General features: G+C 71.1%; 22 protein-coding genes. 8 read left to right on the top strand and 14 right to left on the bottom strand.

The window, feature by feature from the left end:
- Positions 1-8: 8 nt before the first annotated feature.
- From JHE00_RS25205 to JHE00_RS25190, 4 genes are read right to left on the bottom strand one after another with little or no spacing between them, the layout of a single operon-like run.
- On the bottom strand, positions 9-827 hold the full coding sequence (locus tag JHE00_RS25205) for an ABC transporter ATP-binding protein (RefSeq protein WP_200322480.1): 819 nt from the start codon (positions 825-827) through the stop codon (positions 9-11).
- Positions 824-1,861 carry a FecCD family ABC transporter permease gene (locus JHE00_RS25200; protein WP_307832095.1) on the bottom strand — a complete coding sequence of 346 codons (1,038 nt, stop codon included), beginning with the start codon at positions 1,859-1,861 and terminating at the stop codon, positions 824-826. Before JHE00_RS25200 ends, JHE00_RS25205 begins: the two co-directional genes overlap by 4 nt.
- Entirely contained in the window at positions 1,858-2,901 is a 1,044-nt protein-coding gene (locus JHE00_RS25195) for a FecCD family ABC transporter permease (RefSeq protein ID WP_307832094.1), read from the bottom strand. Before JHE00_RS25195 ends, JHE00_RS25200 begins: the two co-directional genes overlap by 4 nt.
- Positions 2,898-3,803, bottom strand: a complete 906-nt coding sequence (locus tag JHE00_RS25190) for an iron-siderophore ABC transporter substrate-binding protein (protein WP_307832093.1) — start codon at positions 3,801-3,803, stop codon at positions 2,898-2,900. Before JHE00_RS25190 ends, JHE00_RS25195 begins: the two co-directional genes overlap by 4 nt.
- A 411-nt stretch (positions 3,804-4,214) precedes the next feature.
- Between JHE00_RS25190 and JHE00_RS25185 the strand changes: the two genes are divergently transcribed.
- From JHE00_RS25185 to JHE00_RS25170, 4 genes are all read left to right on the top strand, one after another.
- Positions 4,215-5,228 (top strand): LacI family DNA-binding transcriptional regulator, encoded by a 1,014-nt coding sequence (locus JHE00_RS25185; RefSeq protein WP_200322476.1) that lies wholly within the window; start codon positions 4,215-4,217, stop codon positions 5,226-5,228.
- A 140-nt stretch (positions 5,229-5,368) separates the two neighbouring features.
- Positions 5,369-6,838, top strand: coding sequence for a sulfatase-like hydrolase/transferase (locus JHE00_RS25180; RefSeq protein ID WP_200322474.1), 1,470 nt, complete (start codon positions 5,369-5,371; stop codon positions 6,836-6,838).
- Between the two features lie 45 nt (positions 6,839-6,883).
- Positions 6,884-8,848 carry a glycoside hydrolase family 2 protein gene (locus JHE00_RS25175; protein ID WP_200322472.1) on the top strand — a complete coding sequence of 655 codons (1,965 nt, stop codon included), beginning with the start codon at positions 6,884-6,886 and terminating at the stop codon, positions 8,846-8,848.
- Between the two features lie 31 nt (positions 8,849-8,879).
- Positions 8,880-10,241, top strand: a complete 1,362-nt coding sequence (locus tag JHE00_RS25170; protein ID WP_200322470.1) for a sugar porter family MFS transporter — start codon at positions 8,880-8,882, stop codon at positions 10,239-10,241.
- 12 nt (positions 10,242-10,253) lie between these two features.
- Here the strand turns inward: JHE00_RS25170 and JHE00_RS25165 are convergent, their stop codons facing one another.
- The 3 genes from JHE00_RS25165 to JHE00_RS25155 are packed head-to-tail and all read right to left on the bottom strand — an operon-like array spanning position 10,254 to position 13,462.
- Positions 10,254-11,918: a class I adenylate-forming enzyme family protein gene (locus JHE00_RS25165; protein WP_200322468.1), complete on the bottom strand. Its 1,665-nt coding sequence runs from the start codon at positions 11,916-11,918 to the stop codon at positions 10,254-10,256.
- A 59-nt stretch (positions 11,919-11,977) separates the two neighbouring features.
- On the bottom strand, positions 11,978-12,364 hold the full coding sequence (locus JHE00_RS25160; RefSeq protein ID WP_200322466.1) for a metal-sulfur cluster assembly factor: 387 nt from the start codon (positions 12,362-12,364) through the stop codon (positions 11,978-11,980).
- Positions 12,365-12,367: 3 nt separating this feature from the next.
- Complete coding sequence (locus JHE00_RS25155) at positions 12,368-13,462, bottom strand: amidohydrolase family protein (protein ID WP_200322459.1); 1,095 nt, start codon at positions 13,460-13,462, stop codon at positions 12,368-12,370.
- Between the two features lie 251 nt (positions 13,463-13,713).
- Between JHE00_RS25155 and JHE00_RS25150 the strand changes: the two genes are divergently transcribed.
- Positions 13,714-14,481, top strand: a complete 768-nt coding sequence (locus JHE00_RS25150) for a response regulator transcription factor (RefSeq protein WP_200322457.1) — start codon at positions 13,714-13,716, stop codon at positions 14,479-14,481.
- Between the two features lie 45 nt (positions 14,482-14,526).
- Here JHE00_RS25150 and JHE00_RS25145 read toward each other — a convergent pair whose 3' ends face one another.
- The 4 genes from JHE00_RS25145 to JHE00_RS25130 form a co-directional block, all read right to left on the bottom strand.
- Positions 14,527-14,928, bottom strand: coding sequence for an SRPBCC family protein (locus JHE00_RS25145; RefSeq protein ID WP_200322455.1), 402 nt, complete (start codon positions 14,926-14,928; stop codon positions 14,527-14,529).
- 141 nt (positions 14,929-15,069) lie between these two features.
- Positions 15,070-15,843 carry an enoyl-CoA hydratase/isomerase family protein gene (locus JHE00_RS25140; protein WP_200322453.1) on the bottom strand — a complete coding sequence of 258 codons (774 nt, stop codon included), beginning with the start codon at positions 15,841-15,843 and terminating at the stop codon, positions 15,070-15,072.
- Positions 15,840-16,682: an SDR family oxidoreductase gene (locus JHE00_RS25135; RefSeq protein ID WP_200322451.1), complete on the bottom strand. Its 843-nt coding sequence runs from the start codon at positions 16,680-16,682 to the stop codon at positions 15,840-15,842. The genes JHE00_RS25140 and JHE00_RS25135 overlap by 4 nt, the downstream gene beginning before the upstream one ends.
- A 28-nt stretch (positions 16,683-16,710) precedes the next feature.
- Positions 16,711-17,739: a phosphotransferase family protein gene (locus JHE00_RS25130; RefSeq protein WP_200322449.1), complete on the bottom strand. Its 1,029-nt coding sequence runs from the start codon at positions 17,737-17,739 to the stop codon at positions 16,711-16,713.
- A 123-nt stretch (positions 17,740-17,862) separates the two neighbouring features.
- Here JHE00_RS25130 and JHE00_RS25125 point away from each other — a divergent pair, with 123 nt between their 5' ends.
- Complete coding sequence (locus JHE00_RS25125; RefSeq protein ID WP_307832092.1) at positions 17,863-18,690, top strand: TetR-type transcription factor C-terminal domain-containing protein; 828 nt, start codon at positions 17,863-17,865, stop codon at positions 18,688-18,690.
- Positions 18,691-18,754: 64 nt separating this feature from the next.
- Complete coding sequence (locus tag JHE00_RS25120) at positions 18,755-19,978, top strand: acyl-CoA dehydrogenase family protein (protein ID WP_200322447.1); 1,224 nt, start codon at positions 18,755-18,757, stop codon at positions 19,976-19,978.
- An 18-nt stretch (positions 19,979-19,996) separates the two neighbouring features.
- Here the strand turns inward: JHE00_RS25120 and JHE00_RS25115 are convergent, their stop codons facing one another.
- Entirely contained in the window at positions 19,997-20,617 is a 621-nt protein-coding gene (locus tag JHE00_RS25115; protein ID WP_200322445.1) for an IMPACT family protein, read from the bottom strand.
- A 153-nt stretch (positions 20,618-20,770) separates the two neighbouring features.
- On the opposite strand from JHE00_RS25115, the gene JHE00_RS25110 reads away from it, so the two are divergent.
- Entirely contained in the window at positions 20,771-21,727 is a 957-nt protein-coding gene (locus JHE00_RS25110) for a glycoside hydrolase family 113 protein (RefSeq protein ID WP_200322443.1), read from the top strand.
- Positions 21,728-21,814: 87 nt separating this feature from the next.
- Here JHE00_RS25110 and JHE00_RS25105 read toward each other — a convergent pair whose 3' ends face one another.
- Together JHE00_RS25105 and JHE00_RS25100 are read right to left on the bottom strand one after the other, a co-directional pair.
- Complete coding sequence (locus JHE00_RS25105; RefSeq protein WP_200322441.1) at positions 21,815-23,185, bottom strand: MFS transporter; 1,371 nt, start codon at positions 23,183-23,185, stop codon at positions 21,815-21,817.
- 16 nt (positions 23,186-23,201) lie between these two features.
- Entirely contained in the window at positions 23,202-24,476 is a 1,275-nt protein-coding gene (locus JHE00_RS25100) for a hydroxyacid-oxoacid transhydrogenase (RefSeq protein ID WP_200322439.1), read from the bottom strand.
- Positions 24,477-24,547: the final 71 nt, after the last annotated feature.

The following is a 24,547-nucleotide window of genomic DNA, read 5'->3' as shown; positions in this document are numbered from 1 at the left end:
TCGGGTGCTCAGCCGTCGTGCTGGGCGGCCCGGACCCGGTGCTTGCCGATCGGCAGCATGAGCGGCCGTCCCGAGACCGGGTCCTCGATCACCTGGCAGTCGAGCCCGAAGACCGTGCGCACGGTGTCGGCCGTCAGCACGTCCTCGGCGCTGCCCGCGGCGTGCAGGCCGCCGTCGGCCAGCGCGATGAGGTAGTCGGCGTAGCGGGCCGCCAGGTTCAGGTCGTGCAGCACCATCACGATGGTGGTGCCGCGATCGCGGTTCAGGTCGGTGAGCAGGTCCAGGACCTCGATCTGGTGGCTCACGTCCAGAAAGGTCGTCGGCTCGTCCAACAGCAGCAGGTCGGTCTGCTGGGCCAGTGCCATCGCGATCCAGACGCGCTGGCGCTGCCCGCCGGAGAGCTCGTCGACGGCGCGGTCGGTCAGCTCGACGGTCGAGGTCGCCTCCAGCGCGGCGGCCACGGCGACGTCGTCCTCGGTCTTCCAGCGCGACAGGATTCCCTGGTGCGGGTGCCTGCCGCGGCCGACGAGCTCGGAGACCGTGATGCCCTCCGGCGCCAGCGGCGACTGCGGGAGCAGCCCCATCACGCGGGCCAGTTCCTTGGCCGACGTGCGGTGCACGAGCTTGCCGTCGAGCAGCACCCGGCCCGACTGAGGCGCGAGCAGCCGCGACATCGAGCGGAGCAGGGTCGACTTGCCGCAGGCGTTCGCACCGACGATCACGGTGATCTCGCCGGGAGGGATGGCCAGGTCGAGGTTGGTGATGACGGTGCGCTCGCCGTAGCCGATGGTCAGCTTCTCCACCGCGAGCGTGTGGGTGGTGGTCACAGTGAGCCTCCGGCACGGTTGGTGCGGATGATGAGATAGATCAGGTACGGCGCCCCGAGCACCCCGGTGACGATGCCGACGGGATACCGCTCGCCCAGCAGGAACTGCCCGGTGAAGTCGCCCACGAGCACGAGTAGCGCACCGACGAGTGCGGCGGGGATCATCAGCGAGCCGCTCGGCCCGACGAGCCTGGCCGCGATCGGACCCGACAGGAACGCGACGAACGCGATCGGCCCGGTCGCCGCGGTCGCGAACGAGATCAGCCCGACGGCGCTGACGATCACGAGGACCCTGGTGACGTCGAGGCGCACGCCCAGAGCCGACGCCGCGTCGTCGCCGAGCTGCATGGTGGCCAGGCGGCGGGTCTGCGCGAGCAACAGCGGGCCGAGCACCACGACGGCGCACAGCACCGACACCACGTCGGACCAGCCGACGCCGTTGAGGCTGCCGGTGAGCCACCGCAGCACCTGCTGCAGGTCCCACTCCCCCGCCCTGCTGAGCACCCAGTTGATCGCGCTGTCCAGCATCGCGGCGATGGCGATGCCCACCAGGATCAGCCGGGTGCCCGCCACACCGCCCCGGTAGGACAGCACATAGATCAGCAGCGCGACGCCGAGTCCCGCCGTGACCGCGAAGACCTCGACGGCCACCCCGGACAGCGAGAACGTGACGATCGCGAACGCCGCGGCGGCACTGGCGCCCGCGCTGATGCCGATCAGGTCCGGGCTCGCGAGCGGGTTGCGCAGCATGGTCTGGAACGTCACGCCGCCGAGCCCGAAGCTGAGACCGACGAGCAGCGCCAGCACGGCGCGTGGCAACCGCAGCCGGCCGACGGTGAACGACGCTCCGGGGACCCGCTCGCCGAAGATCACGGCGAGCACGTCGCCCGGCGGGTAGAACCGCTGCCCCACCATGAGCGACACGGCGATGGCCACGAGGACGAGGACCGACAGCGTCCCGATCACGACGCGCCTGCGCAGGGATCGCCGCGCCCTGGCCCTGACGACGAGGTCGACGGTGGCGGTGAGAGTCACAGTGCACGCACTTTCTGCCTGCGGACGATCCAGATGAAGAATGGGGCGCCGACGAACGCGGTGATGATGCCGACGTCGAGCTCCTCCGGTCTGGCCACCAGCCGTCCGACGACGTCGGCCACGGTCAGCAGCACGGCGCCGCCCAGCGCCGAGAACGGCAGCAGCCACCGATGGTCCACCCCGATCAGCAACCGGCACAGATGTGGCACCACGAGGCCGACGAACGCGATCGGGCCCGCCGCGGCGGTCGCCGCGCCGCACAGCACCACCGCGCCGAACGACGCGCCGAGCCGGATGAGCGCGACCCGTTCGCCGAGCCCGGCGGCCAGGTCGTCGCCCAGTGCCAGTGAGTTCAGGCCGCGCGCGGCGAGCAGGCACACCACCGCGCCCACGGCGAGAAAGGGCAGCACCTGCGAGATGCGGTCGAACGACGCGCCCCCCACGCCGCCGATCTGCCAGGAGCGGAAGGTCGCCGCGATGTCGTTGCGCGCCAGGATGACGGCGCTGATCAGTGAGGCCAGCGCGGCCGAGGTGACCGCACCGGCCAGCGCCAGTTTGAGCGGGGTCGGGCCGCCCCTGCCGAGCGAGCCGACGGCGTAGACGAACACCGCGGCCACCGCCGCGCCCAGGATCGCGACCCAGATGTGCGACGCCGCGCTGACGAGTCCGAACGAGACCATGCCGGTCGCGATGGCCAGCGAGGCGCCCATGTTCACGCCGAGGATTCCGGGATCCGCCAACGGGTTCCGGGTCACGCCCTGCATCACGGCACCCGCGAGCCCGAGGGCCGCACCGACGAGCACCGCCAGCACCGTGCGCGGCACGCGCTGCGCGACGGCGGCCTCGGCGAGCGTGTCGGCCGCACCGCCGACCCCGGCGAGGACCTCGTCGATCGACACGACGCGGACCCCGGCCACCACCGACGCCACCATCGCGGCGAACAGTGCCGCGAGGACGACGAGCAACCAGAAAGCCCGAACACGGCCCGAGCGCCGCACGACGGCGGCGCCCGGGGTGTTCGGTTCGATCGAGGTGCTCACTTGACCTTGTCGGCGGCCTCGGCGAGGTGCCCGGCGTACTCCTCCAGCACCCACGACACCGACATCGGCGTCGGGTTGGCCGCGGTCCCCGCCGGCGAGTCGCCCGAGAGCATGACCACCGAGTCGTTGGCCACCGCCCGCATCTTCGACATCAGCGGGTCGGCGGCCAGTGCGGCGGCCACCTCGTCGTCGCCGTAGCCGACGATGACGTCCACGTCGTTGAAGGTGTCGATCTGCTCGGCGCTCTGCCGCAACGTGAACTTGTCCGTGCCCTCCGACGCCGAGGCGATGCTGTCCGGCATGGTCATGCCCAGGTCGGTGAAGAACTCGGTGCGCGTGTCGTGCGTGGTGTAGAAGCCGATCTGGCTCAGGTCCGTGGTGTCGAAGTGGGTGATGAACATGGCGGACTTACCCTCGAGCTGCGGGTACTTCGCCGTGATCTCCTCGATCTGGCCCTCGATGCCGGCGATCATCGCCTCGCCGTCCGAGGCCCGGCCGAGCGCCTTGCTGCTCATCGTGATGCTGTCGCGCCACGAGGTTCCCCACGCCGTCTCGGGGTAGGCGACCACGGGGGCGATCTCGCTCAGCGTCGTGTACTCCTCCTCCGTGAGCCCGGAGTACGGCGCGAGGATGACGTCGGGCTGCGTGTCGGACACGGCCTCGAAGTCGATGCCGTCGGTCTCGTCGAACAGCGCCGGGGTCTCGGCGCCCAGCTCCTCGAGCTTCGCCTCGACCCACGGCAGCACGCCATCGCCGTCGTCGTCGCCAAAGTTCGCCTTCGCCATGCCCACGGGCACGATGCCGAGCTCGAGCGGGACTTCCTGGTTGCTCCACGCCACGGCGGCGACGCGCTCGGGCTGCTCCTCGATCGTCGTCGAGCCGAAGGCGTGGTCGATGATCACCGGGAAGGAGTCCCCGGAGGACCCGCCCGAACCCGAGTCGGTGTCGTCACCCCCGTCCGTGGACGAACAGGCACTGAGAACCAGTGCGGCGGCAGTGGCAACGACTCCCGCCCGCAGGCGACGTGAGCGCACCGGATAGACCTCTTTCTTCGAAGACGAACACCGACATCGGCCCGACCGAACACTCGGTCGGCCGGTCGGCGGCACAGGGAATTCACCCACGAGTGTGCTTAGCCTTGCCTAAGGTAACCAAGGCGGATGGATCATGAAAGGTTTTCGAACTGTGAGCTGAAACTCGATCACGATTGGTGCGACCAGTGAACCCCGGGCGGCACGCGGACGGCCGGCCCGATCGCGCGGGGCTTGTAGAGTTGCCGCAGATATCGAGGTCACGGATCGAAGGTTGGCGTTGTGGGCAGTCGGTTGCGGGACGTCGCGCAACTCGCGGGCGTGTCGGTGAAGACCGTTTCCAACGTCGTAAACGGCTACCAGTTCGTGTCGGCCGCGACGCGGTCCAAGGTCGAGGCCGCGCTGCGCGAGCTCGACTACCGGCCCAACGTGTCGGCGCGCAATCTGCGGCGCGGCCGGTCCGGGATGATCGCGGTGGGCCTGCCCTCGATCCGCAACGCCTACTTCGCCGAACTCGCACAGCTGCTGGTCAAGGAGGCCGAGTCGCGGTCGCTGACCGTGCTCATCGACTGCACGGACGGCGTCGCGGACCGCGAGCACCGGCTGACCGAGGGCTTCCACGCCGACTTCGTCGACGGCGTGATCCTGTGCCCGTGGCGCCTGACCAGTACGGATCTGACCACGCGCAGGGACCGCACGCCGCTGGTACTGCTCGGCGAACGCCTGCACGAGACCGCCGACAGCGTGGGCATCGACAGCCGCGCGGCGGCGCGGGCGGCGACCGAGCACCTGCTGGAACGCCGATGCGCCCGGATCGGCCTGGTGATGCCGCCACGGGACTCGGTGAGCGCCGTCGTGATGGACCTGCGGCGCGACGGCTACCGCGAGGCGATCGAGGCCGCGGGCCACTCGTTCACGCCCGAACTCATCGCCTTCCCGCCGACCGACGGGCCCGCTGACGTCGCCGCCGCGGTGGAGCACCTGCTCGCCGCCGGGGTCGACGGGCTGTTCTGCTTCAACGACGACCTCGGCCTCGCGGCCATGCGCGCCGCACGAGCCCGGGGATACCGGGTGCCGGAGGACGTCGCCGTCATCGGCATCGACGACATCGCCGCCAGCCGCGTGACCACACCGACGCTGTCGACCGTCGCCCCGGACAAGGAAGGCATCGCGCGTTCCGCCGTGGCGGCGCTGACCAGGCGCATCGACGCAGCGGCCGACGGTCTCGAGGCAGGTCCACCGCTCGCGGTCTCGGCGGAGTTCACCGTCGTCGCCCGCGAGAGCACCCGCCGCTAGGGCACATCCCCACCGGCTCCGTCTCGCGGCGAGGGCTTTACGCGTCTTCTACAACGTTGTAAATTGCCTCGCATCGATGATCACGGCCCGTCCGGTCCGAGAGTCACGGCCGGCGGCGTGACGTTCGAGGAGGACTGATCATGCCCGACACCACCGACGATGCCGCGGCCCGGGATCGTCCCAACATCCTGATCCTGTGCACCGACCAGCAGCGGTTCAACGCCCTGCGCGCGGCGGGCAACGCCGAGATCGAGACACCCGCGATCGACCGGCTGGCCGCACAGGGCGTGCTGTTCGAGAACTGCTACGTCCAGAGCCCGGTCTGCGCGCCCTCTCGCGCCAGCTTGATGACCGGCCAGTACGTCCACTCGCACGGCCTGTGGGCCAACGGCGTCGGCCTGTCCCCGCACGCCCGCCTGTTCACCCGCGACCTCGCCGACGCCGGATACGACACCGGCCTGGCCGGGAAGTTCCATCTGTCGGCCTGTTTCGCGGGCCGCACCGAACCCAGACTCGACGACGGCTTCCGCGTGTTCCGCTGGGCGCACGATCCCTACCCAGGCTCGTCGGAGAACCAGTACCACCGGTGGCTCAGTGCGGCGTGGCCGCAACTCCACGCCAGGGCACTGGATCCCGCCGATCCGCTCGGTTTCGACGAGCTGCCCACCGAGGCGCACTACACCAGGTGGATCGGGGACGAGACGGTCGAGTTCCTCACCAGCGGGAGGGAGGACGGCAAGCCGTTCTGTTTCATCGCGAACTTCTTCGACCCGCACCACGGTTTCGGGGCACCCCAGGAGTACCTCGACCGCTACCGCCCCGAGGAGCTGGCCCCGCCGGTCACGTGTGAGGGCGAGCTGGACGTCAAGCCCGCCATCCTGCGGGAGGCCTCACGTGAGTCCTACGCGGGGCACGAACGGGGCTACACCGACTACACCGCCGACGAGCTGCGGCAGACCCGCGCGGCCTACTACGCGATGGTGAGTTTCGTCGACGACGAGGTGGGCCGGGTGCTGGACACCCTGGAGGAGCAGGGGCTCGCCGACACCACACTGGTGGTCTTCACCAGCGACCACGGCGAGATGCTCGGTGACCACCAGCTGATGCTCAAGGGCCCGATGATGTACGAGCCCGCCGTACGGGTGCCGCTCGTGCTGCGCTGGCCGGGACACCTGCCGGAGGGCGCGCGGCGCGATGACCTCGTGCAGTGGCTCGACCTGCCGTCGACACTGCTCGACGCGGCCACTGTGGACGGACTTCCCGCCGCACAGGGGCAGAGCCTGCTCCCGCTGGCCACGGGCGAGCAGGACGCACCACGGCGAGGCTGGGCGCTGTGCGAGTACCGCAACAGCGGGCATCCCTACGACCCTGCCGTGCACACCACGATGCTGCGCACGGGCCGCTGGAAGATCGTGGTCCACCACGGTGATCCGGCGACCGGCAGAGACCGCACCGGCGAGCTCTACGACCTCGACACCGACCCCGACGAGCTCGTGAACCGCTGGGACGACACGGCGTTCCTGCGCGACCGCGTCGCTCTCCAGGAGATGCTCATCGACGTCCTCGTCGCCACCGAGGACCGCAGCCAGCCGCGCGACGCCTTCTGGTGAGCGCCGCCCCACGAACCGATCCCCGCCGAGAGAGGGTGCACCAGCATGTCTGACACCTCCAGTGCCGACCGATCCCGTGGCGCCAGCAGGCGCGCCTTCCTGCGGAACGCGGGCGCCACCGGCGCGCTCACCGCGGCCGCGTTGCTCGCGCCGGGCGGCGGCGCCCACGCGAGCGCACCGGCGACCGCGACCGCGCAGCCGACCGAGACCGGCTGGCGCCCGAAGCGACCGCGCCTGACCACCCCGTGGACGGCGGAGGTCTCCCCGCACAACGCGCTGCCGGAGTACCCGCGCCCCCAGCTCCGGCGCCCGCGCTGGCTGAACCTCAACGGCGTCTGGCAGTTCGGCGCGGCCGGGATCGGCGAGGCCGCACCCACCGGACGCGACCTGCCCGAGCGGATCCTCGTGCCGTACCCGGTCGAGTCCGCGTTGTCCGGGATCATGCGCAACGAGCACCGGATGTTCTACCGGCGCCGGTTCGTCGTCCCGCACGCCTGGCGGGTGGGCGCCACGCGGGGTGAGCGGCTGCTACTGCACGTCGACGCCGTCGACTACCACGCCACCGTGTGGGTCAACGGCACGGAGGTGGGCACCCACGCCGGGGGCTACGACCGGTTCAGCCTGGACGTCACCGGCGCGCTGCGCACCGGGCGCTCGGGTGCGCCGGAGGGGGAGCAGGAGCTCGTGGTCGCCGTGCAGGACCCGACCGAGGACGGCATCCAGCCCATCGGCAAACAGCACAACGTGCCCGAGGGGCTGTTCTACACCGCGTCGTCCGGGATCTGGCAGACCGTCTGGCTGGAGCCGGTACCGAGTGTCCACATCGGCCAACTCGATCTGGGCTCCACTCAGGACAACACGGCCGTGACGGTCTCGGCGAGGGTGGCCAACCCGGACGGTCACCTCGTGCGGGTCGAGCTGCGCGAGGGCGGCACCGTCGTCGGCTCGGTGACCGGCGCCCCGAACACCACGCTGACGATCCCCGTCGAGTCGCCCCGGACGTGGTCACCGGCCGACCCCTTCCTCTACGACGTCGTGGCCGCGATGGTCCCTGAGCACGACCACGACGCGGCCGTCGACCGGGTCGAGGCCTACACCGGCATCCGGTCGATCGCGCTCGGCGAGGTGAGCGGGCACCAGCGGTTCCTGCTCAACGGCGAGTACATCTTCCCGCTCAGCACGCTGCAGCAAGGGTTCTGGCCGGACGGCTGCTACACCGGCGCCACCGACGAGGCGCTGCGGTTCGACCTGGAGGGCGCCAAGGAGCTGGGGTTCAACACCGTCCGCATGCACGTCAAGGTGGCACCTGACCGCTGGTACTACTGGGCCGACCGCCTCGGCGTGCTCGTCCTGCAGGACATGCCCAACACCGGCACCGGCAGGCAGCCACCGGAACCGGAGGTCCCCGTGCCACCGCCGTCGGAGGCGGGCCGCCGGGTGCTGCTGCACGAGCTCCACCGCATGATCGACACCCATCGCAGCCATCCGTCGATCATCATGTGGATCCCGTTCAACGAGGGCTGGGGCGTGTTCGACATCGCCGCGGTCGCCGAGCAGACGAAGCAGTGGGACCCGACCCGCATCGTCAACGCCATGAGCGGCGTCAACGTGTGCGAGTGCGGCTACGAGGGTGGCGACGTTCTCGACCGGCACAACCTCGGTGTGCCGTACCCGGGTCCGGTGCCGCGGCCCACCGACGGCCGCGCCGCCATGATCGGCGAGTTCGGCGCGTTCGGGATCGCGGTCCCCGGCCATGAGTGGAGCCCGGGCGCCTCGGAGCCGAACGTCGACGTGCCCGACCTCGCCGCACTGACCGACTCCTACGTGACGGCGATGGGGCAGATCGCGGAGTTCGCCAGGTCCGAAGGACTGGCCGCGGCCAACTACAACCTGTTCGAGGACGCCGAGGTGCAGGTGAACGGGCTCTACACCTACGACCGGCGGGTGCTCAAGCCCGACGCCGCCAGGGTGCGCGCGGCGAACGACGCGGTGACCAGGCTCCGTCCCTGACCCGATCCGTCCACGGCAGCGGGAGACGACCATGACCATCACGAGCAGGCGGCGAGCCCCACGCGGCCTCGGCGCGCTCGGATACTCCATCGGCGCACTCGGCGGGGCCATCCGCGGCTACGAGCTCGGCATCGTGGCCAGCGCCCTGCTGTTCGCGGGGCCGGAGCTCGGACTGAGTCCGGTGCTCGTCGGACTGGTCGTGAGCGCCGCCCTCGCCGGGGCGATGCTCGGCGCGCTGGTCGTGGGCCCGCTGTCCGAACGGTACGGCCGCCGCGCGATGCTCGCTCTGGCGGCCGTCCTGTTCGGACTCGGCGCACTGGGCGCGGGAATCGCTCCGGCCACCGGGGTGCTGGTGACCGCGCGCCTGGTGCTCGGGGTCGCGGTGGGCATCGCCACGGCGACGATCCCCGTCTACATCTCCGAGATCGCGCCGGCCAGGTCGCGGGGCTCGCTGTCCGGCCTGTTCCAGCTGATGATCACCATCGGCGTGCTGTCGTCCAGTGTGGTCAGTGTGCTCCTGCGACCACTGGAGGCCTGGCGCTGGATGTTCGTCATCGGCGCGTTCCCCGCGATCCTGATGCTGGCCGGGGTCTTCTTCCTGCCGGAAAGTCCCCGGTGGCTGGTCAAGCGCGGGCGCGAGGACGAGGCCAGGCTCGTGCTGGCGAGCAACCGCGACCCGTCCGAGGTCGACGCCGAGCTCGCCGAGATCCGGCGGGCCACCGAGTCGCGCACGCGGATCAGCCTGCGCACGCTCTGGCGCACTCCGCGAGCCCGCAGGCTGGTGCTGACCGGGATCGGGCTCGGGGTGTTCCAGCAGCTCATCGGCATCAACACGGTGACCTACTACGCGCCGACGATCCTGAAGAACCTCGGGTTCGGCGACTCGGGGGCGATCGTCGCCAACCTCGGCTTCTCGATCCTCGGCCTGCTCGCCACCGCCGTCATGGTGTTCTTCGTGGTCGACCGGCTGGGCAGGCGCAAGCCACTGATGTTCGGTGCGCTGCTGATGGCCGCGAGCATGGCGACGGTCGGGGTCGCCTCCGGCGGCCTGAGCTCCGGTGGGGCCGGCGGCTACGTCGCCGTCGCGGGGCTCGCGATGTTCCAGGTGGGCTTCGCGCTGAGCTGGGGTGGCATCGTGTGGGTCCTGCTCGGCGAGATGTTCCCGCTGCGGATCAGGGGAACGGCCATGGGCGTCGCGACGTTCATGACCGAGGCGACCAGCGTGGTGGTGAGCCTGCTCTTCCCCGTGCTGATCGAGATCGGCAGGGGCCCGGTGTTCTTCGGATTCGCGGTGATGGGTTTGCTGGCCTTCCTGCTCGCGACGTTCTTCGTGCCCGAGACGAGCAAGCTCAGCCTGGAAGACATCGAGTCCACTGTGGTCGAACGATCCTGACCGCTTCCCGCGCTACATCGGACTCGCGGGGGGCCGCAGCTGCCGCCGGAGGATCTTGCCGCTCGCGGTCTTCGGGAGCTCGTCCACGATCTCCACGGCGCGCGGGTACTTGTAGGCCGCCAGCCGCTCGCGCGTGAACTCGGTCAGCTCATCCGGCGTCACCCCGGCCCCTGGCCGCAGCGAGACCACCGCCTTGACCGTCTCGCCGCGGTACTCGTCGGGCACGCCCACCACCGCGGCCTCGCGGACCGCCGGGTGCTCGTAGAGCACGTCCTCGACCTCCCGCGGCCACACCTTGTACCCGCCGGCGTTGATCTGGTCCTTCATCCGGTCCACCACGTAGAACCAGCCCTCGGCGTCCATGTGGCCGACGTCGCCGGTGCGCAACGCGCCGTCGCGCAATGCCCGCGCGGTCTCGTCCGGCTTGTTCCAGTACCCCGGACTCACCTGAGGCCCCGCGGTCACGATCTCGCCGAGCTCCCCCACCGGCAGGTCGCGGCCGTCCTCCCCCACGATCCGCACGCTGGTGCCCGGTACCGGAACCCCGACCGACAGCGCACCCGACACCGGATCCACCGGCGCGCGGGTACCGAGCGGCACGGCGTGCGAGGGCGAGGTCGTCTCCGTCAGGCCGTAGATGTTGTGGATGTAGTGGCCGAAGACGCTCTCGAAGCGCTGCACGGTGCCCGGCGGGATCGGGGCCCCGCCGGAGAAGATCTTCGTCAGCGACGCCAGTTTCCCAGGCCCCGCCGCGGCGGCGGTGGTCAGCGCGATGAACACCGTGACCGAGCCGACGGTGAACGTCGCGCCCTCCGCCTCGACGGTCTCCAGCGTCAGGTCGGGGTCGAGCCGGTACATCAGCACCAGCGGCGCACCCGTGAGCAGGGTGACCGCGATGCAGGCGACCAGTCCGGTGATGTGGAACAGCGGCGCGACGCCCAGCACGACGTCGTCCGGGCCGAGCCCGGCCCAGTCACGGTAGGTGGTGGCGTTGAAGACGACGTTGCGGTGCGTGGTCATCGCACCCTTCGGCGGACCGGTCGTCCCGGACGTGTAGGTCAGCAACGCGACGTCGTCGGGGCGCGGAGTCACCGAGGGTGCGGCCTGACCGCGGTGTCGCGCCAGGAACCGCAGCAGGTCGGTCGTTCCCTGGCAGGCGACGCGCTCGACACCGGCGAACACCCTCGGCTCGTCGCGGACCCTCAGCTCCAGTTCGGAGGTCGTGAGCACCCGGCGCACGTCCGTACCGGGCAGCACGGCGGCCGCCACGTCGCGGTACAGGGACTCCAGGCACACCAGCACGGTCGCGCCGGAGTCGCGCAGCAGCCCGGCCAGCTCGCGCCGCTTGTACATCGGGTTGACCGATACCGCGATCCCGCCCGCCTTCCACGTGCCGAGCTGGGCGATCACGAACTGCGGGATGTTCTGGACATACAGCGCCACCCGGTCACCGGGCCGGAACCCGTCGGCGGCGAGGCCCGCGGCGAAGGCGTCACTCAGCTCGTTGAGCTCGGCGAAGGTGAGGTGTCTGCCGAAGTAGCGAATGGCGTCCCCGCCGGGGTCGCGCGCCACGGTGGCGCGGAACATGCTCACCGCGTCGGGCTGCCCCGGCTCGGCGTGCCGGGGCAGCCCGGGGGCGTACCGGGCCTGCCAGGGTTTGTCGTCGTAGCCGGACATCGCTCTCCTGTTCTGGGGCCGGCCGGTGCGGCTCCGGCCGGCCGGTGGTGTCGATGGCCTCAGTCGTCGCCGCGGCGGGCGGGCAACAGCGACAGCAGGACCTCGCGCCTGGCCTCACGGATCGCCCTGGCGTTGCCGGTCATCCGCTCCGGCGTCCAGGTCATCCCGTCGTCGAGGGTCACCTCAGGGCGGCGGCCCAGCACTGGACTGACGTGCCGGTCGATCTGGTCGAGCAGCTGCCCGAGCATCATGCACGAGGGCGTGGTGAGCGACAGGCGGATCGCGACGCCGTCCTCACCGTCCGGTTCGATGCGGTCGACCAGGCCCATCTCCACGATGTCGATCGGCGTCGCGGCGGCGACGCTGCACGGGTCCACGACCTCACGCAGAGCGGTCAGCACCCGCTCGCCGACCTGCTCGGGCACGGCGATCTCGGTGATGGTCATGACTCACGCCCCGGCCTTGATCGGCGTGCGGCTGGTCGACCACGGCGCCCGCAGCCCCTCGGCGCGCTGGGCTGCCAGCTCGTCGGAGGCGGTGCCGGCCGAGATCGTGCCGAGGTCGAGCCCCAGGGTGGCCGCGTAGTTTCCGGCCAGGATCTTGGCCTTGTGCTCGTCGGTGATCTGCGAGACCGGCGCGAACTGGCCCGCGCGCGCCAGATCCTGCTCGGTGAACTCGAACGCCTCGAACGCCTCCAGACAGGGCCTGGCGTGGTAGGCCATGTGCCCGGTGCCCCACCACAACCGGTCGTAGACGTGGTCACCCACCGCGGCGGCCATCCCGAGCACGGCGGCGGCGAACTGGTCGGGCCGCTTGGCACAGATGATGTTGAGGGTCTCCAGGTTGACGAAGACATTGGGGAAGCGCGCCAGCATCCACGCCGTCTCCTCGACGAAGGCCACACCGCCGTGGACGATCTCGAAGTTCAGGTCGGGGTGCTCGGCGGCGGCGCCGTCGAGGTCGCCGACGCGGTAGGGGTCCATCGGGACCGGCCCGAGCGGCACCGCCTTGTGCACGGCCACCGTCGAGATGCCCAGCTGCTTGGCCTTCTCGTAGACGGGGTAGACGATCTCCTCGTCGTCCATGCGGAAGTGCCGGTGCTTGCCCTCGGCGGTCCACGACGACGGGTAGAGCTTGAGCCCGATCGGCGAGAGCAGCTCGGCCTGCCGCTCCAGCTCGTCGAGCGCGGCCTGCCCCGCCATCGGGTCGACGGTGGCGTAGCTGAGGAACCGGGTCGGGTACTTGGCCAGCACCTCGGCGGCCTTGTCCACCGACACCAGGCCGTCGTGGTAGGCGCCGATGGGCACCGGGTGGTAGATCGCGAAGTCGGTGTCGCTCTCCAGGAACAGGGTCGACACGGTCTCGTCGACGTCCCAGTCGCGCACGTACTGCTCGCGGGAGAGCTCGTAGTCCGGCCCGGAACCGGCGACCACACCGAAGATCATGTCGGTGATGCCCTGCGCGTTGCGGGGCACGGCGTGGTTACCGGGATCGAGGTTGTAGGAGTGCACCACCGCGTCGATCACGTACTTGCCGTTGAGCATGCTGAGCTCCTGCAGTCGTTCGGGTTCCCCTCGGCGGTGAGGGGTGTCACCGACGCTAGGAACCGGGCCCCCGCCGCGGCGAGTCCTCCAAAGGTGACAGTGGCGCGTTAGGGAGCTGTCCCCCGTGGGTGACTGGGCGGCCCGCTCGCGCGGGCGTAGGGTGACGTCCTTTCCCAGCCGGACACACCGGCCGTCATCGGTGATACTGGCGGTGGCAGGTTTCTCGAGACCATCGAACGGGTGAGGCGACGATGCCGACTCTCGCGCGTGAGCCACACGGCGACCTGCGCCGCTACGAGCTCGCTTTCCGGGTGCTGGAACGGGTCGACGGCGTGACCGACCTGGCGGCGTTCAAGGCGGCGTTGACGGGCGCGCTCGCGGACGTCTACCGGGTCCGGTCGGCCACGTTCTTCGTGGGACGCACCGCGCAGCTCGCGTGCGCGGACCCCAGCCCCACGATCGTCGGCATCACCCGGCACATGCTGCCGGAGTACCAGGACCTGTGGTTCCAGCACGACATCTTCTCCACCCCGCGCGCGTTGCGGTCGATGATCGACACGCGGGTGTCGACACTGGGCGAGATCAACGGCGGCACCCAGGAGAACCGGTTGTACGTCACCGACTACCTGCAGCGGCACGGCATCGAGTCCGCGACCGCGATGTACCTCGACGTGTGCCGGGGGCGCAAGGCGCTGGTCGGTCTGTTCGACCGCGACCCCGGCCGGATCGGCACGCACGAGGCCGCCTCGCTGCGCCTGCTGGCGGGGCCGCTGGCCCAGATCGCCCGCGGGCTGCCCGAGAGCGCGGCGGGCGACGACGCCGTGCTGTCCCGGCTGTCGCCGCGTCAGGCCGACGTCGCGCGCCTGGTCGGTGACGGGCTGTCCAACGCCACGATCGGCGCGATGCTGCAGCTGCACCCCGCGAGCGTGAAGAAGTACGTCACCCGGATCCTGGCGATCACCGGACTGCGCAACCGGACCGAGCTCGCCATCGCCCTGCGCGACACCGGGGCGCACTGAGGCGGGCGGGTGGCGCGGAGCCCGTCCGCACCACCCGCGCCCCGGCTACACGCGCTCGGCCAGCGCCAGCAACGAGGACCGGTAGATGTCGCGGATCGCCTCCGCGAGCGCGGGTTCCTCGTCGGCGGCCGAGGCCTCGAACTCGGCGTCCCACAGCACCTCTGCGCCCTCGGCGTGGTCCCGGACGGCGAACCGCGAGCGGTAGACGCGCAGGGCCAGCGGCCCGGAGACGTACTCGTACACGTAGCTGCGGCCCGCGTCGTCGTGCTCGACGATCCGCTCGACCGCCTCCCCGCCGCCACCCGCGAACGTGGCGTAGCGCAGATCGTCCACCTGGTGCGACTTCTCGATCGCGGGCACCCAGTCCGCGATGTTGGCCGTGTCCCCGCCGATCCGCCACACGGCCGTCGGATCCGCCTTGATGACCAGCGACTCGCTCACACGCATGATGTGCCTTCCTCCTCGGTTCGAACCGGCACCGCTGACCGGGACGTTACGAAGGCGTTGCGCGCGAGCACAGTCCACTCAGGGGGACAGTTTCCGCGGGACCGGGTGCTCCACACCATCCACAGTGGATGAATTGCCCGCTCAGTCGCCGGGGAACGAGGGAGTGCGCTTGGCCAGGAAGGCCGCCACGCCCTCCCGGCCGTCGGGGCTGGCCGCACGGGCCCTGATCGAGACGGACTCCCTGCGCAGGGCCGACTCCTCCCCCGGGGTGGCGGTCTCGCGCAGCAGCCGCTTCGCGGCGACCTGCGCCGCGCGCGAACCAGCCCGCAGCCGCCGCACGACCTCCTCCACCCCGGCGCCGAGCCCGGCGTCGGGGAACACGTGCGCGACCAGGCCCATCGCCAGCGCCTCGTCGGCCGTCACCACCGGGTTCAGCAACGCCAGGCGCAGCACCCGGTGCAGCCCGAGCGAGGCCGTGAGTAGCGAGGTCCCGCCGTCCGGCGAGAAGCCGATCTTGGTGTAGGCCAGCGTGAACCGCGCCGACGCACCCGCCAGCACGAGGTCGGCCGCGGCGGCCAGCGCCACCCCGGCGCCCGCCGCGGTCCCGGCGACCACCGACACCACCACGGCGTTCATCCGGTGCAACTCACCGACCACGCGGTGCAGGTCCTCCGCCAGGTCGTCGACCAGGCGCTCGGTGTCGTCCGCGGCCGCGAACGCGGCGACGTCCCCGCCGACGCTGAACGCCGTGCCCTCGTGGGAGAGCACGACCACGTGCGCGTCGTCGGCGCGCGCCCGGCGCACCGCCTCGGCGAGCGCGTCGACCAGCTGCGGGTGCACAGGGTTTCCCCGCCGCCCGTTCGACAGCGTGATGCGCGCGACCCGGTCGGTGCAGTGGTAGTCGACGAGGCTCACCGGGACTCCTCCAGCGGTTCGAGGAACAGGTCGGCCTCCAGCGGTCGCCGCCCGTCACCGGCGCGGTAGTGGTCCAGGTCCGTGACGCCCTCCTCGGCCAGCACCTGCTCGTCCAGGAAGAAGTTGCCCGTGCAGCGGCTGTCGCGGACCAGCACGGCGTGCGCGGCGTCGGCCACGATCGCGGGCACGCGGGCCCGTTCGGTCGCCGCGTCGCCGCCGAGCAGGTTGGCGATCGCCGCCGTGGCGATCGTCGTGCGCGGCCACAGGGAGTTCGCGGCGATGCCGGCCTCGCGGAGTTCCTCGGCCAGGCCGAGCGTCACCAGGCTCATGCCGTACTTGGCCATCGTGTAGGCGAGGTAGCCGCCGGCCCACCGCGGCCGCAGGTCCAGTGGCGGCGACAGCGTGAGGATGTGGGCTCGGTCGCTGCGCTCCAGGTGCGGGATCGCGAGCTTGCTGAGCAGGAAGGTGCCGCGCGCGTTGACGTCCTGCATCAGGTCGTAGCTCTTCATCGGGACGTCGCGGGTGGGGCGCAGGTCGAGTGCGCTGGCGTTGTTGACGACGATGTCGATGCCGCCGAAGCGCTCCACCGCCGCGTCGACGGCGCGCTGGACGTCGTCGTCGGCGCGGACGTCGCCGACCACCGCGAGTGCCGCTCCCCCGGCCCGCTCGATCTCGGCCGCCGCGGTGTGCACGGTGCCCGGCAGCCGCGGGTGCGGCTCGCTCGTCTTCGCCAGCAGCACCACGTTGGCGCCGTCGCGCGCCGCGCGCAGGGCGATGGCCCGTCCGATCCCGCGGCTTCCCCCTGACATCACCAGGGTCCTGCCTGCCAGTGTGCTCATGTCTGTGTCTCCTCGGATCTGGGCGGGGTCAGCCGGAGAGCCCGGTGCCGAGTGCGTCGTGGCCACGCTCGACCAGAGCGGGGACCAGTGCGCCGAGCCGGTCGAAGCCCTCGCCGACGGTGAGCCCCTGCTCGGCGCGGTAGTGGATGCCCTCGAAGATCACGGCGATCTTGTAGTAGGCGAACGCGAGGTACCAGGCGAACCCGGCCAGATCCCAGCCGGTGGCCCTCGCGTAGTGCTCGACCAGCGTGTCGCCGGAGGGGAAGCCGGGGACGTCGCCGGGCACCGCGGCGACCGGGCTGTCGAGGCCACGGATGCCGTCCCACCACACGACCATCGACGCGACGTCGGTCAGCGGGTCGCCCAGGGTCGCCATCTCCCAGTCCAGGACGCCCAGCACCCTGCCGTCGTCCCGGCCGGTGACCACGTTGTCCAGGCGGTAGTCGCCGTGGACGATGCCCGCCCGCTGGTGTGCGGGCAGGCGCTGCCCGAGCCGCGTTCCGAGCTCGGCGATGCCCGGTACCTCGCGGGAGCCGGACGCGGCCAGTTGCGTTCCCCAGCGGCGGACCTGCCGCTCCAGGTACCCGGCCGGGCGGCCGAGATCGGCCAGGCCCACGGCGGCCGGGTCGAGCCGGTGCAGGCGGGCGAGCACGTCCACGAGCTCCCCGGCGAGTGCGGGCGCCGCGGCGGCCTCGAGCTGGGCACGCTCGCGCAGGACGTCGCCGTCGGCGAACTCCATCACGTAGAAGGGGGCGCCGAGCACGTCGGGGCCCGCGCTCACGATCGGACGGGGCACGGGCACGTCCGTCGGGTGCAGGGCGCCGAGCACACGGAACTCGCGGCCCATGTCGTGAGCGGTGGCCAGGACGTGCCCGAGCGGTGGGCGGCGCAGTACCCAGCGCTCGTGCCCGTCGGTGAGCAGGTAGGTCAGGTTGGACCGGCCACCCGACAGCAGGCCGGCGCGCAACGGCCCGGTGAGCAGCCCCGGACACTCGGCTCGCAGGAACGACTCGAGCGAGGACACCTCCACGCCGGGAGGCGAGGTCACCCCGGACATCTTCCACCTCCGAAACCGAGCGATCGCACGGTAGAACTGAACAAGTCAGCGGTACTCTGACGGAGCGATCGGCCGAGTGTCAAGGGCGGCTACAGTCGATCCAGCCGGAAAGGAGCCACCGAGGTGCCGGGACCACACAGCGACGATCGCGCGATGCTCGGCGAGCGCCTGCGCGACGCCCGCCGCGACGCGGGACTGACCCTGCGGGAGGTCGCGCGGGCACTCGGCGCGAGCACCGGCACCTGGAGTGCGGTGGAGAACGGCCGCACCCGCATCACCGAGGACCGGCTCGACGCCGCGGCCCACCTGCTCGGGACCACGGCCGACGCGCTCCGCGGCACGCCGCCCCGGTCACCGCGCGGTGACTGGCGGGACTTCCCGCCGCCGCGGCTCGCGGCGCCACTGGCCGGCGCGCTCGCCGCCTTCGTCGAGCTGGGCTACCACGGTGCCACCATCCGCGACGTCGCCCAGCGCGCCGGACTGTCGGTGGCCGGGGTCTACCACCACTGGCCGACCAAGCAGCACCTGCTCGTCGCGCTGCTGGACCTCACGATGGACGACCTGCGCGAGCGGTGCCGGGCCGCGCGAGCCGAGGGCGACGGCCCGGTCGAGCGCTTCACCGGGCTGGTCGAATGCCTCACGCTCTTCCACACCCACCGCCACGAGTTCGGGTTCATCGGGGCGAGCGAGATGCGCAGCATCGAACAGCCCCACCGCACGCGGATCACCGAAGCCAGGCGGGAGGTGCAGCGCATGGTCGACGACGAGGTGCTCGAGGGCTGCCGGCGCGGACTGATGAGCACACCGCTTCCCCGCGAGGCGGCCCGCGCCGTCGTCACCATGTGCACCGCGCTGCCGCAGTGGTGGTCCCCGAAGGGCGGGTTCTCCCCCGAGGTCGTGGCGCGGCAGTACGTCGGGTTCGCCCTGGATCTCGTTCGCCTCGCCGATTGACGCGGGCGCCCCTCTGTCGTTAGGTTCAGCCGAACATTCGATCGGTCTTGTTCAGGAGGCGTTCATGGTCGGCCACGACCTTCCCGCGCCCTCGCCCCGCGCCGTCGAACTGCGCGAGGCGATGACGCGGTTCATGCGCGAGCAGGTGCTGCCCGCCGAAGCGCAGTACCTCGCGCACCGGGCGGCCGCGGGCCCCGGCGACCACACGGTGCCGCCGGTCGTCGAGCGACTGAAGCGGCAGGCGCGCGCGGAAGGCCTGTGGAACCTGTTCCTGCCTGCCGAGTCGGGGCTCACGCAACTGGAGTACGCCCCGATCGCCGAGCTGTCCGGCTGGAGCCTCGACCTCGCCCCCGAGGCGATCAACTGCCAGGCGCCCGACACCGGCAACATGGAACTGCTGCACCTGCTCGGCACCGCCGAGCAACAACGGGAGTGGCTCGAACCGCTGCTGGCCGGAGAGATCCGGTCGGCGTTCGCGATGACCGAGCCGGAGGTGGCCAGCAGCGACGCCACCAACATCGCCACCCGGATCGAGCGCGACGGCGACACCTACGTCGTGAACGGCCGCAAGTGGTGGACCAGCGGCGCCATGGATCCCCGCTGCGCGGTGTTCATCCTGATGGGCAAGACCGACCCGAGTGCCGCGATCCACCGGCAGCAGACGATGGTGCTGATCCCCCGCGACACTCCGGGAGTGACGGTGGTGCGCGACTACCCGGTGCTCGGCCACCACGACCAGCACGGCCACGCCGAGGTGCGGTTCGACGACGTCCGGATCCCGGCCGGCAACGTCGTCGGCGAGGAGGGCGGCGGGTTCGCCGCCGCACAGGCCAGGCTGGGTCCGGGCCGGATCCACCACTGCATGCGCGCGCTGGGAGCGGCGGAGCGTGCACTGGCCCTGCTCGTCCGGCGGGCCAAGGACCGGGTGGCCTTCGGCGCGCCACTGGCCGACCAGGGAGTCGTCCGGCAGCAGATCGCCGAGTCCCGGCTGGAGATCGAGCAGGCGCGGCTGCTGTGCCACCGCGCGTCGCGGGTCATCGACGCCGACGGCAACAAGGCGGCACGGGACCTGGTCGCGATGGCGAAGGTGGCCGTCCCCCGCGCGGCGACCCGTGTGATCGATCGCGCCATCCAGGTCCACGGCGGCGCCGGCGTCACCGATGTCACTCCCCTGGCGGCGATGTACGCCTGGCACCGCGCGATGCGCCTGTTCGACGGACCCGACGAGGTCCACCTGAACTCGATCGCGAAGGCCGAGCTGCGACAGGACCCGGCGCTGCCTGCCTAGCTCCACTGTGGACCCTTCTCAGGGCAGGTAGAGATCCCGCGGCCCCGCGTCCACCGCCTCGACCTCACCGCCGGAGTGCTCCGCGAGCCACGCCTGGAAGGCCGGCACGTCGGTGACGGCGACGGTGATCGTGACGTCCGCGCCGTAGTCCACGTCGCGCAGCAGGAACGGCGAGTGGCGCAGGTCGTGCTCGAGCCTGCCCGCGCGGTCATGGGGCACGGCGACGAGCAGTTCGCGGTGCCGGACGCGCCGCAGCTCGCCGAGCAGGTCCAGCGTCTCGGCCAGTGCTCCGGAGTAGGCGCGGACCAGCCCGCCCGCGCCGAGCTTGATGCCGCCGAACCACCGCGACACGACGGCGACGACGTCGGTCAGCTCCCGCCGGGTCAGCACCTCGAGCATGGGCACACCCGCGGTGCCGCCCGGCTCGCCATCGTCGTTGCTCCGTGCCGTCAGCTGCCCGGTCGCGGGGTCGCCGATCCGCAGCGCGGTGCAGTGGTGGCCGGCGTCGGGCCCGGCCTTGCGGACGCGGGCGATCACCGCGGACGCGGCCTCGACGTCGGCGACGCGAGCCACGACGCACCGGAATCGGGACCGCTGGATCTCGATCTCGTGCTCACCGTCCCTGGCGATCACGCGCACGACGATGTCCCGGCGATCCGAGGGTTCCCGCGCGCGTTCACGGACCGAGCTTAGGCGAGGGGTCGCGACTCCGACCTGCCCGGCGTGTCCGTTGTGGCCGAGGGCCGGGCTACGGCAAGGTCGTCCGGGCAGACGCGAGAGGAGAGGTGAGCGATGCTCGCGGTTCGTGGGGTCTCGTATCTCGTCGGCGACCCGGACGGGGTGCGCCGTGACCTCGAGATCATCGCCCGCGACCTGCACTGCACCACGGTCATGCTCATCGCCGACGACGCGGGCGCGCTTCTCGGCGCGGCCGGGCAGGCGCTGGACCTCGGACTGGACGTCTACCTGCGGCCCGACTGCACCGACCTGCCGCAGGCGCGCGTACTCGAGCAGCTCGCCACGGTCGCCGAGGGCGCCGAAACGCTGCGGCGGGATCGTCCCGGCCGGGTCACGCTCGTGGTCGGGAGCGAGTTCTCCCACACCGTGCCGGGCATCGTCCCGGGGCCGCGGTCGTTCCTGCGCCTGAAACTGGTGATCCGGTATCACCGGCTTCTTCGCAGGCGCATCGACCGCGAGCTGCACCGGTTGCTCACCCGCGCGGCCGGGACGGCGCGGAACCACTTCTCCGGCCCGATCACGTACTCGGCCGCCGCCTGGGAGAACATCGACCACTCGCTGGTCGATGTCGTCGGCGTCAGCTTGTACCGCTCCGGCCGCAACCGGGCCGGATACCCCGAGCGCCTGCGCGAGCTGGTGGACTCCACGACCAAGCCGGTGGTCATCACCGAGTTCGGGTGCGGGGCCTTCACCGGAGCGGACGCGCGCGGCGCGGGCTCCTTCACGATCGTCAACTGGTTCGCCGACCCGCCCCGCATTCGCGGCGACCACCCCCGGGACGAGTCCGTCCAGGCGCGATATCTGACCGAGCTGATCGACCTCTACGACGCCGAGGACGTCCACGGCTGTTTCGTGTTCACCTTCGCCATGCCCGGGTACCCGGCCGACTCCGACCCCGCCCGCGATCTCGACAAGGCGGGCTTCGGACTACTGCTGCACCACGACGACGGAACCATCCGGCACAAGGAGGCGTTCCATGCCGTCGCGGCCCGCTACCGGGACCTGGGCTGACCGGCGTGGAGTACCAGCGCGCCGGATCGGCGGCCGCCCAGGCCGGCGAACCCGACACGGATGGTCGGGTTCGCCGGCGCTCGGTCGTCACGCGCTCGTCGGCGTGGTGGCCGCTCGAGCGTCCAGATCGGACTGTTCCGCCTCCGCGATCCGCAGGAGATCCTGCTTGCGCACCGCGAACGTGCACACCGCGCTGATCACCGCCGCCACCACCAGGTAGATCGCCACCAGCGAGTAGCCGTCGTTGTCGAGGCCGACGAGGTAGGACAGCACCAGCGGCGTGAGGCCCGACGCGAAGATGCCGGAGAACTGGTAGACGAACGAGATTCCCGTGCAGCGGACGTTGACGGGGAACATCTCCGAGTAGAACGCCGCCTGCGGGCCGTACATCATCGGATAGAGCACACCCAGCGCCAGCACCAGGCCGACCCCCGCCAGCACCGGCGTACCGGTGCCGAGCAGCGCGAGCGCCGGGTAAGCCACCACACCCGCGATCAGGGCGCCCCAGCCGAACAGCGCTCGACGGCCCACCGTGTCGGACAGTCTGCCGAACAGCGGGATGAACACGACCATCATCAACGCCGCGATCATGACCGAGATCAACAGGGTCTGCTGCGGCATCTCCAGCGTTCCCGCACCGAAGGAGATCGAGAAGACCGCCCACGTGTTGAACGCGACGCCCTCGATCCACCTGCTGCCCATGCCCAGCAGGACGTGCCTGCGCGAGAGCTTGTTGCGCACGAGTTCCAGCGCGGGCACGGTCGCCTTGGCCTCGGTCTGCTCGAGCTGACGGAACGCCGGGGTCTCCATCACCTTGAGCCGGATCACCATGCCCGCGATCACCAGCACCGCGGACAGCAGGAACGCGATCCGCCAGCCCCACGACAGGAACGCGGCCTCGTCCATCATGGCGCCCAGCCCGGCGAAGACACCCGTGCCGAGCACGAGTCCCAGCGCCAGGCCCAGCTGCGGGAAGCTGCCGTAGAGCCCGCGCCTGCCCTTGGGCGCGTACTCCACCGACATCAGCACGGCACCGCCCCACTCGCCACCGATCGCGACACCCTGCGCGAGCCGCATCAGCACGAGCAGGATCGGCGCTGCGGTGCCGATACTGTCGTAGGTGGGGATCAACCCGATGGCACACGTGGCCACACCCATGATCAGCATCGTCGCGACGAGTGTCTTCTTGCGACCGATACGATCGCCGATGTGGCCGAAGATCAGTCCACCCACCGGCCTCGCCACGAACCCCAGCGCGAACGTCGCGAACGCCAGCAGCGTGCCCACGAGCGGGTCGTCGCTGGGAAAGTAGAACCGGTTGAAGATGATGCCCGCGGCGGTGCCGTAGAGGAAGAAGTCGTACCACTCCACGGTGGTGCCGACGACACTCGACGCCACGACGAGGCGCACCTCGCGGCGGTCGGGCGCGGTCTGTCCCGCGCTCACAGAGTCACTCATGGCTGCTCCCCCGGCTTCAGAGCGACCGCTCGAAGATCTCGGTCACCGCGCCACGGTCGAGCGGCCTGGGCACCACGGCGAGCTGCCTCGTCTGCTTCAGCGTGCCGTCGGTGAGCGTGTCCAGGTCGTCCTCGGTGTAGCCGAAGCTACGCAGCCCGGACGGCATGCCGATGTCGCTCATCAGTTCCGTGAGCACGTGCGGCAGCGCCTCCGCGCCGTCGGTGGCGGTGAACGTCCGCCCCGACAACAGGGTCGCGGCCTCCAGGTGCCGTTGCGGGTCGGACGGGTAGGTCCAGCGGAACACCGCCGCCGCCGTCGCCGACACGGCCTGGCCGTGCGGGACCATCGGCATCTCCGGGTAGCCCTCGGCGCGGTAGTCGCGCACCGCACCCGCGACGGGATAGGCGTTGGCGTGCGGCAGATGCGTCCCGGCGTTGCCGAATCCCGTTCCCGCGTAGGTGGAGGCGAGCGCCATGTCGGTGCGGGCGGAGAGGTCCCTGCCGTTGCACACCGCCTTGCGCAGGCTCCGGCCGACGAGCCGCAGCGCCATCTCGCACCACACGTCGCTGATCGGGTTGGAACCGCAGAACGCGGGCCTGCGCATCGGGTCCTGCGGCGCGGGTTTGGCGTCGTAGCGGATGCTCGTGTAGCTCTCCAGCGCGTGGGAGAGCACGTCCATGCCGCTGGCCGCCGTCACCTGCGCCGGGAGGCTGACCGTGGCGAGCGGGTCCACCACCGCCAGCGAGGGCCGCAGTCGAGGGTGGCTCACCCCGGCCTTGAGGTGCAGGTCGAGCAGGTCCACCACGCAGATCGTGGTGGACTCGGACCCGGTTCCGGCGGTGGTCGGCACCGCGATCAGCGGTTTGAGCGGCAGCCACGGCGCCGTGCCCGCGCCGATCGGCGGCGTCACGAAGTCGAGCAGCTCACCGGGGTGCGTGGTGAGCAGGTTGACCGCCTTGGCGGTGTCCATCGCGGAACCTCCGCCCACGGCGACGAAGCAGTCCCACTGCTGTTCCCGCGCGAAGTCCACCGCCGCGGCGATGCTGTGGTCGGTCGGCTCGATCGCGACGCCGTCGAAGACCTCGGCCTTGACCCCGGCCAGCACCAGGCTTTCCCTGATGCGGTCGGGAAAACCCGTCTCCCGCACTCCGGCGTCGGTGATCACCAGCGCGGAGGAGGCGCCGGTCGCCGCCACCTCCGCGCCGATCTCGTCGACCGCGCCCGGCCCGAACTTCAGCGGCGGCGCGGCCCAGGTGAACACCTGTTCGTTGGGCTGGTTCTCCGGCAACATTGACGGGCTCCCATCGTTGACACTATGTGGGGGCTAACACCACTATGTGAAATACGATAGGGGCGACGGAG

Origin of the sequence: Prauserella cavernicola, from assembly GCF_016595675.1 — a bacterium.
Classification (GTDB): domain Bacteria; phylum Actinomycetota; class Actinomycetes; order Mycobacteriales; family Pseudonocardiaceae; genus Prauserella_A; species Prauserella_A cavernicola.
This window is presented reverse-complemented; position numbering and strand designations above follow the sequence as displayed.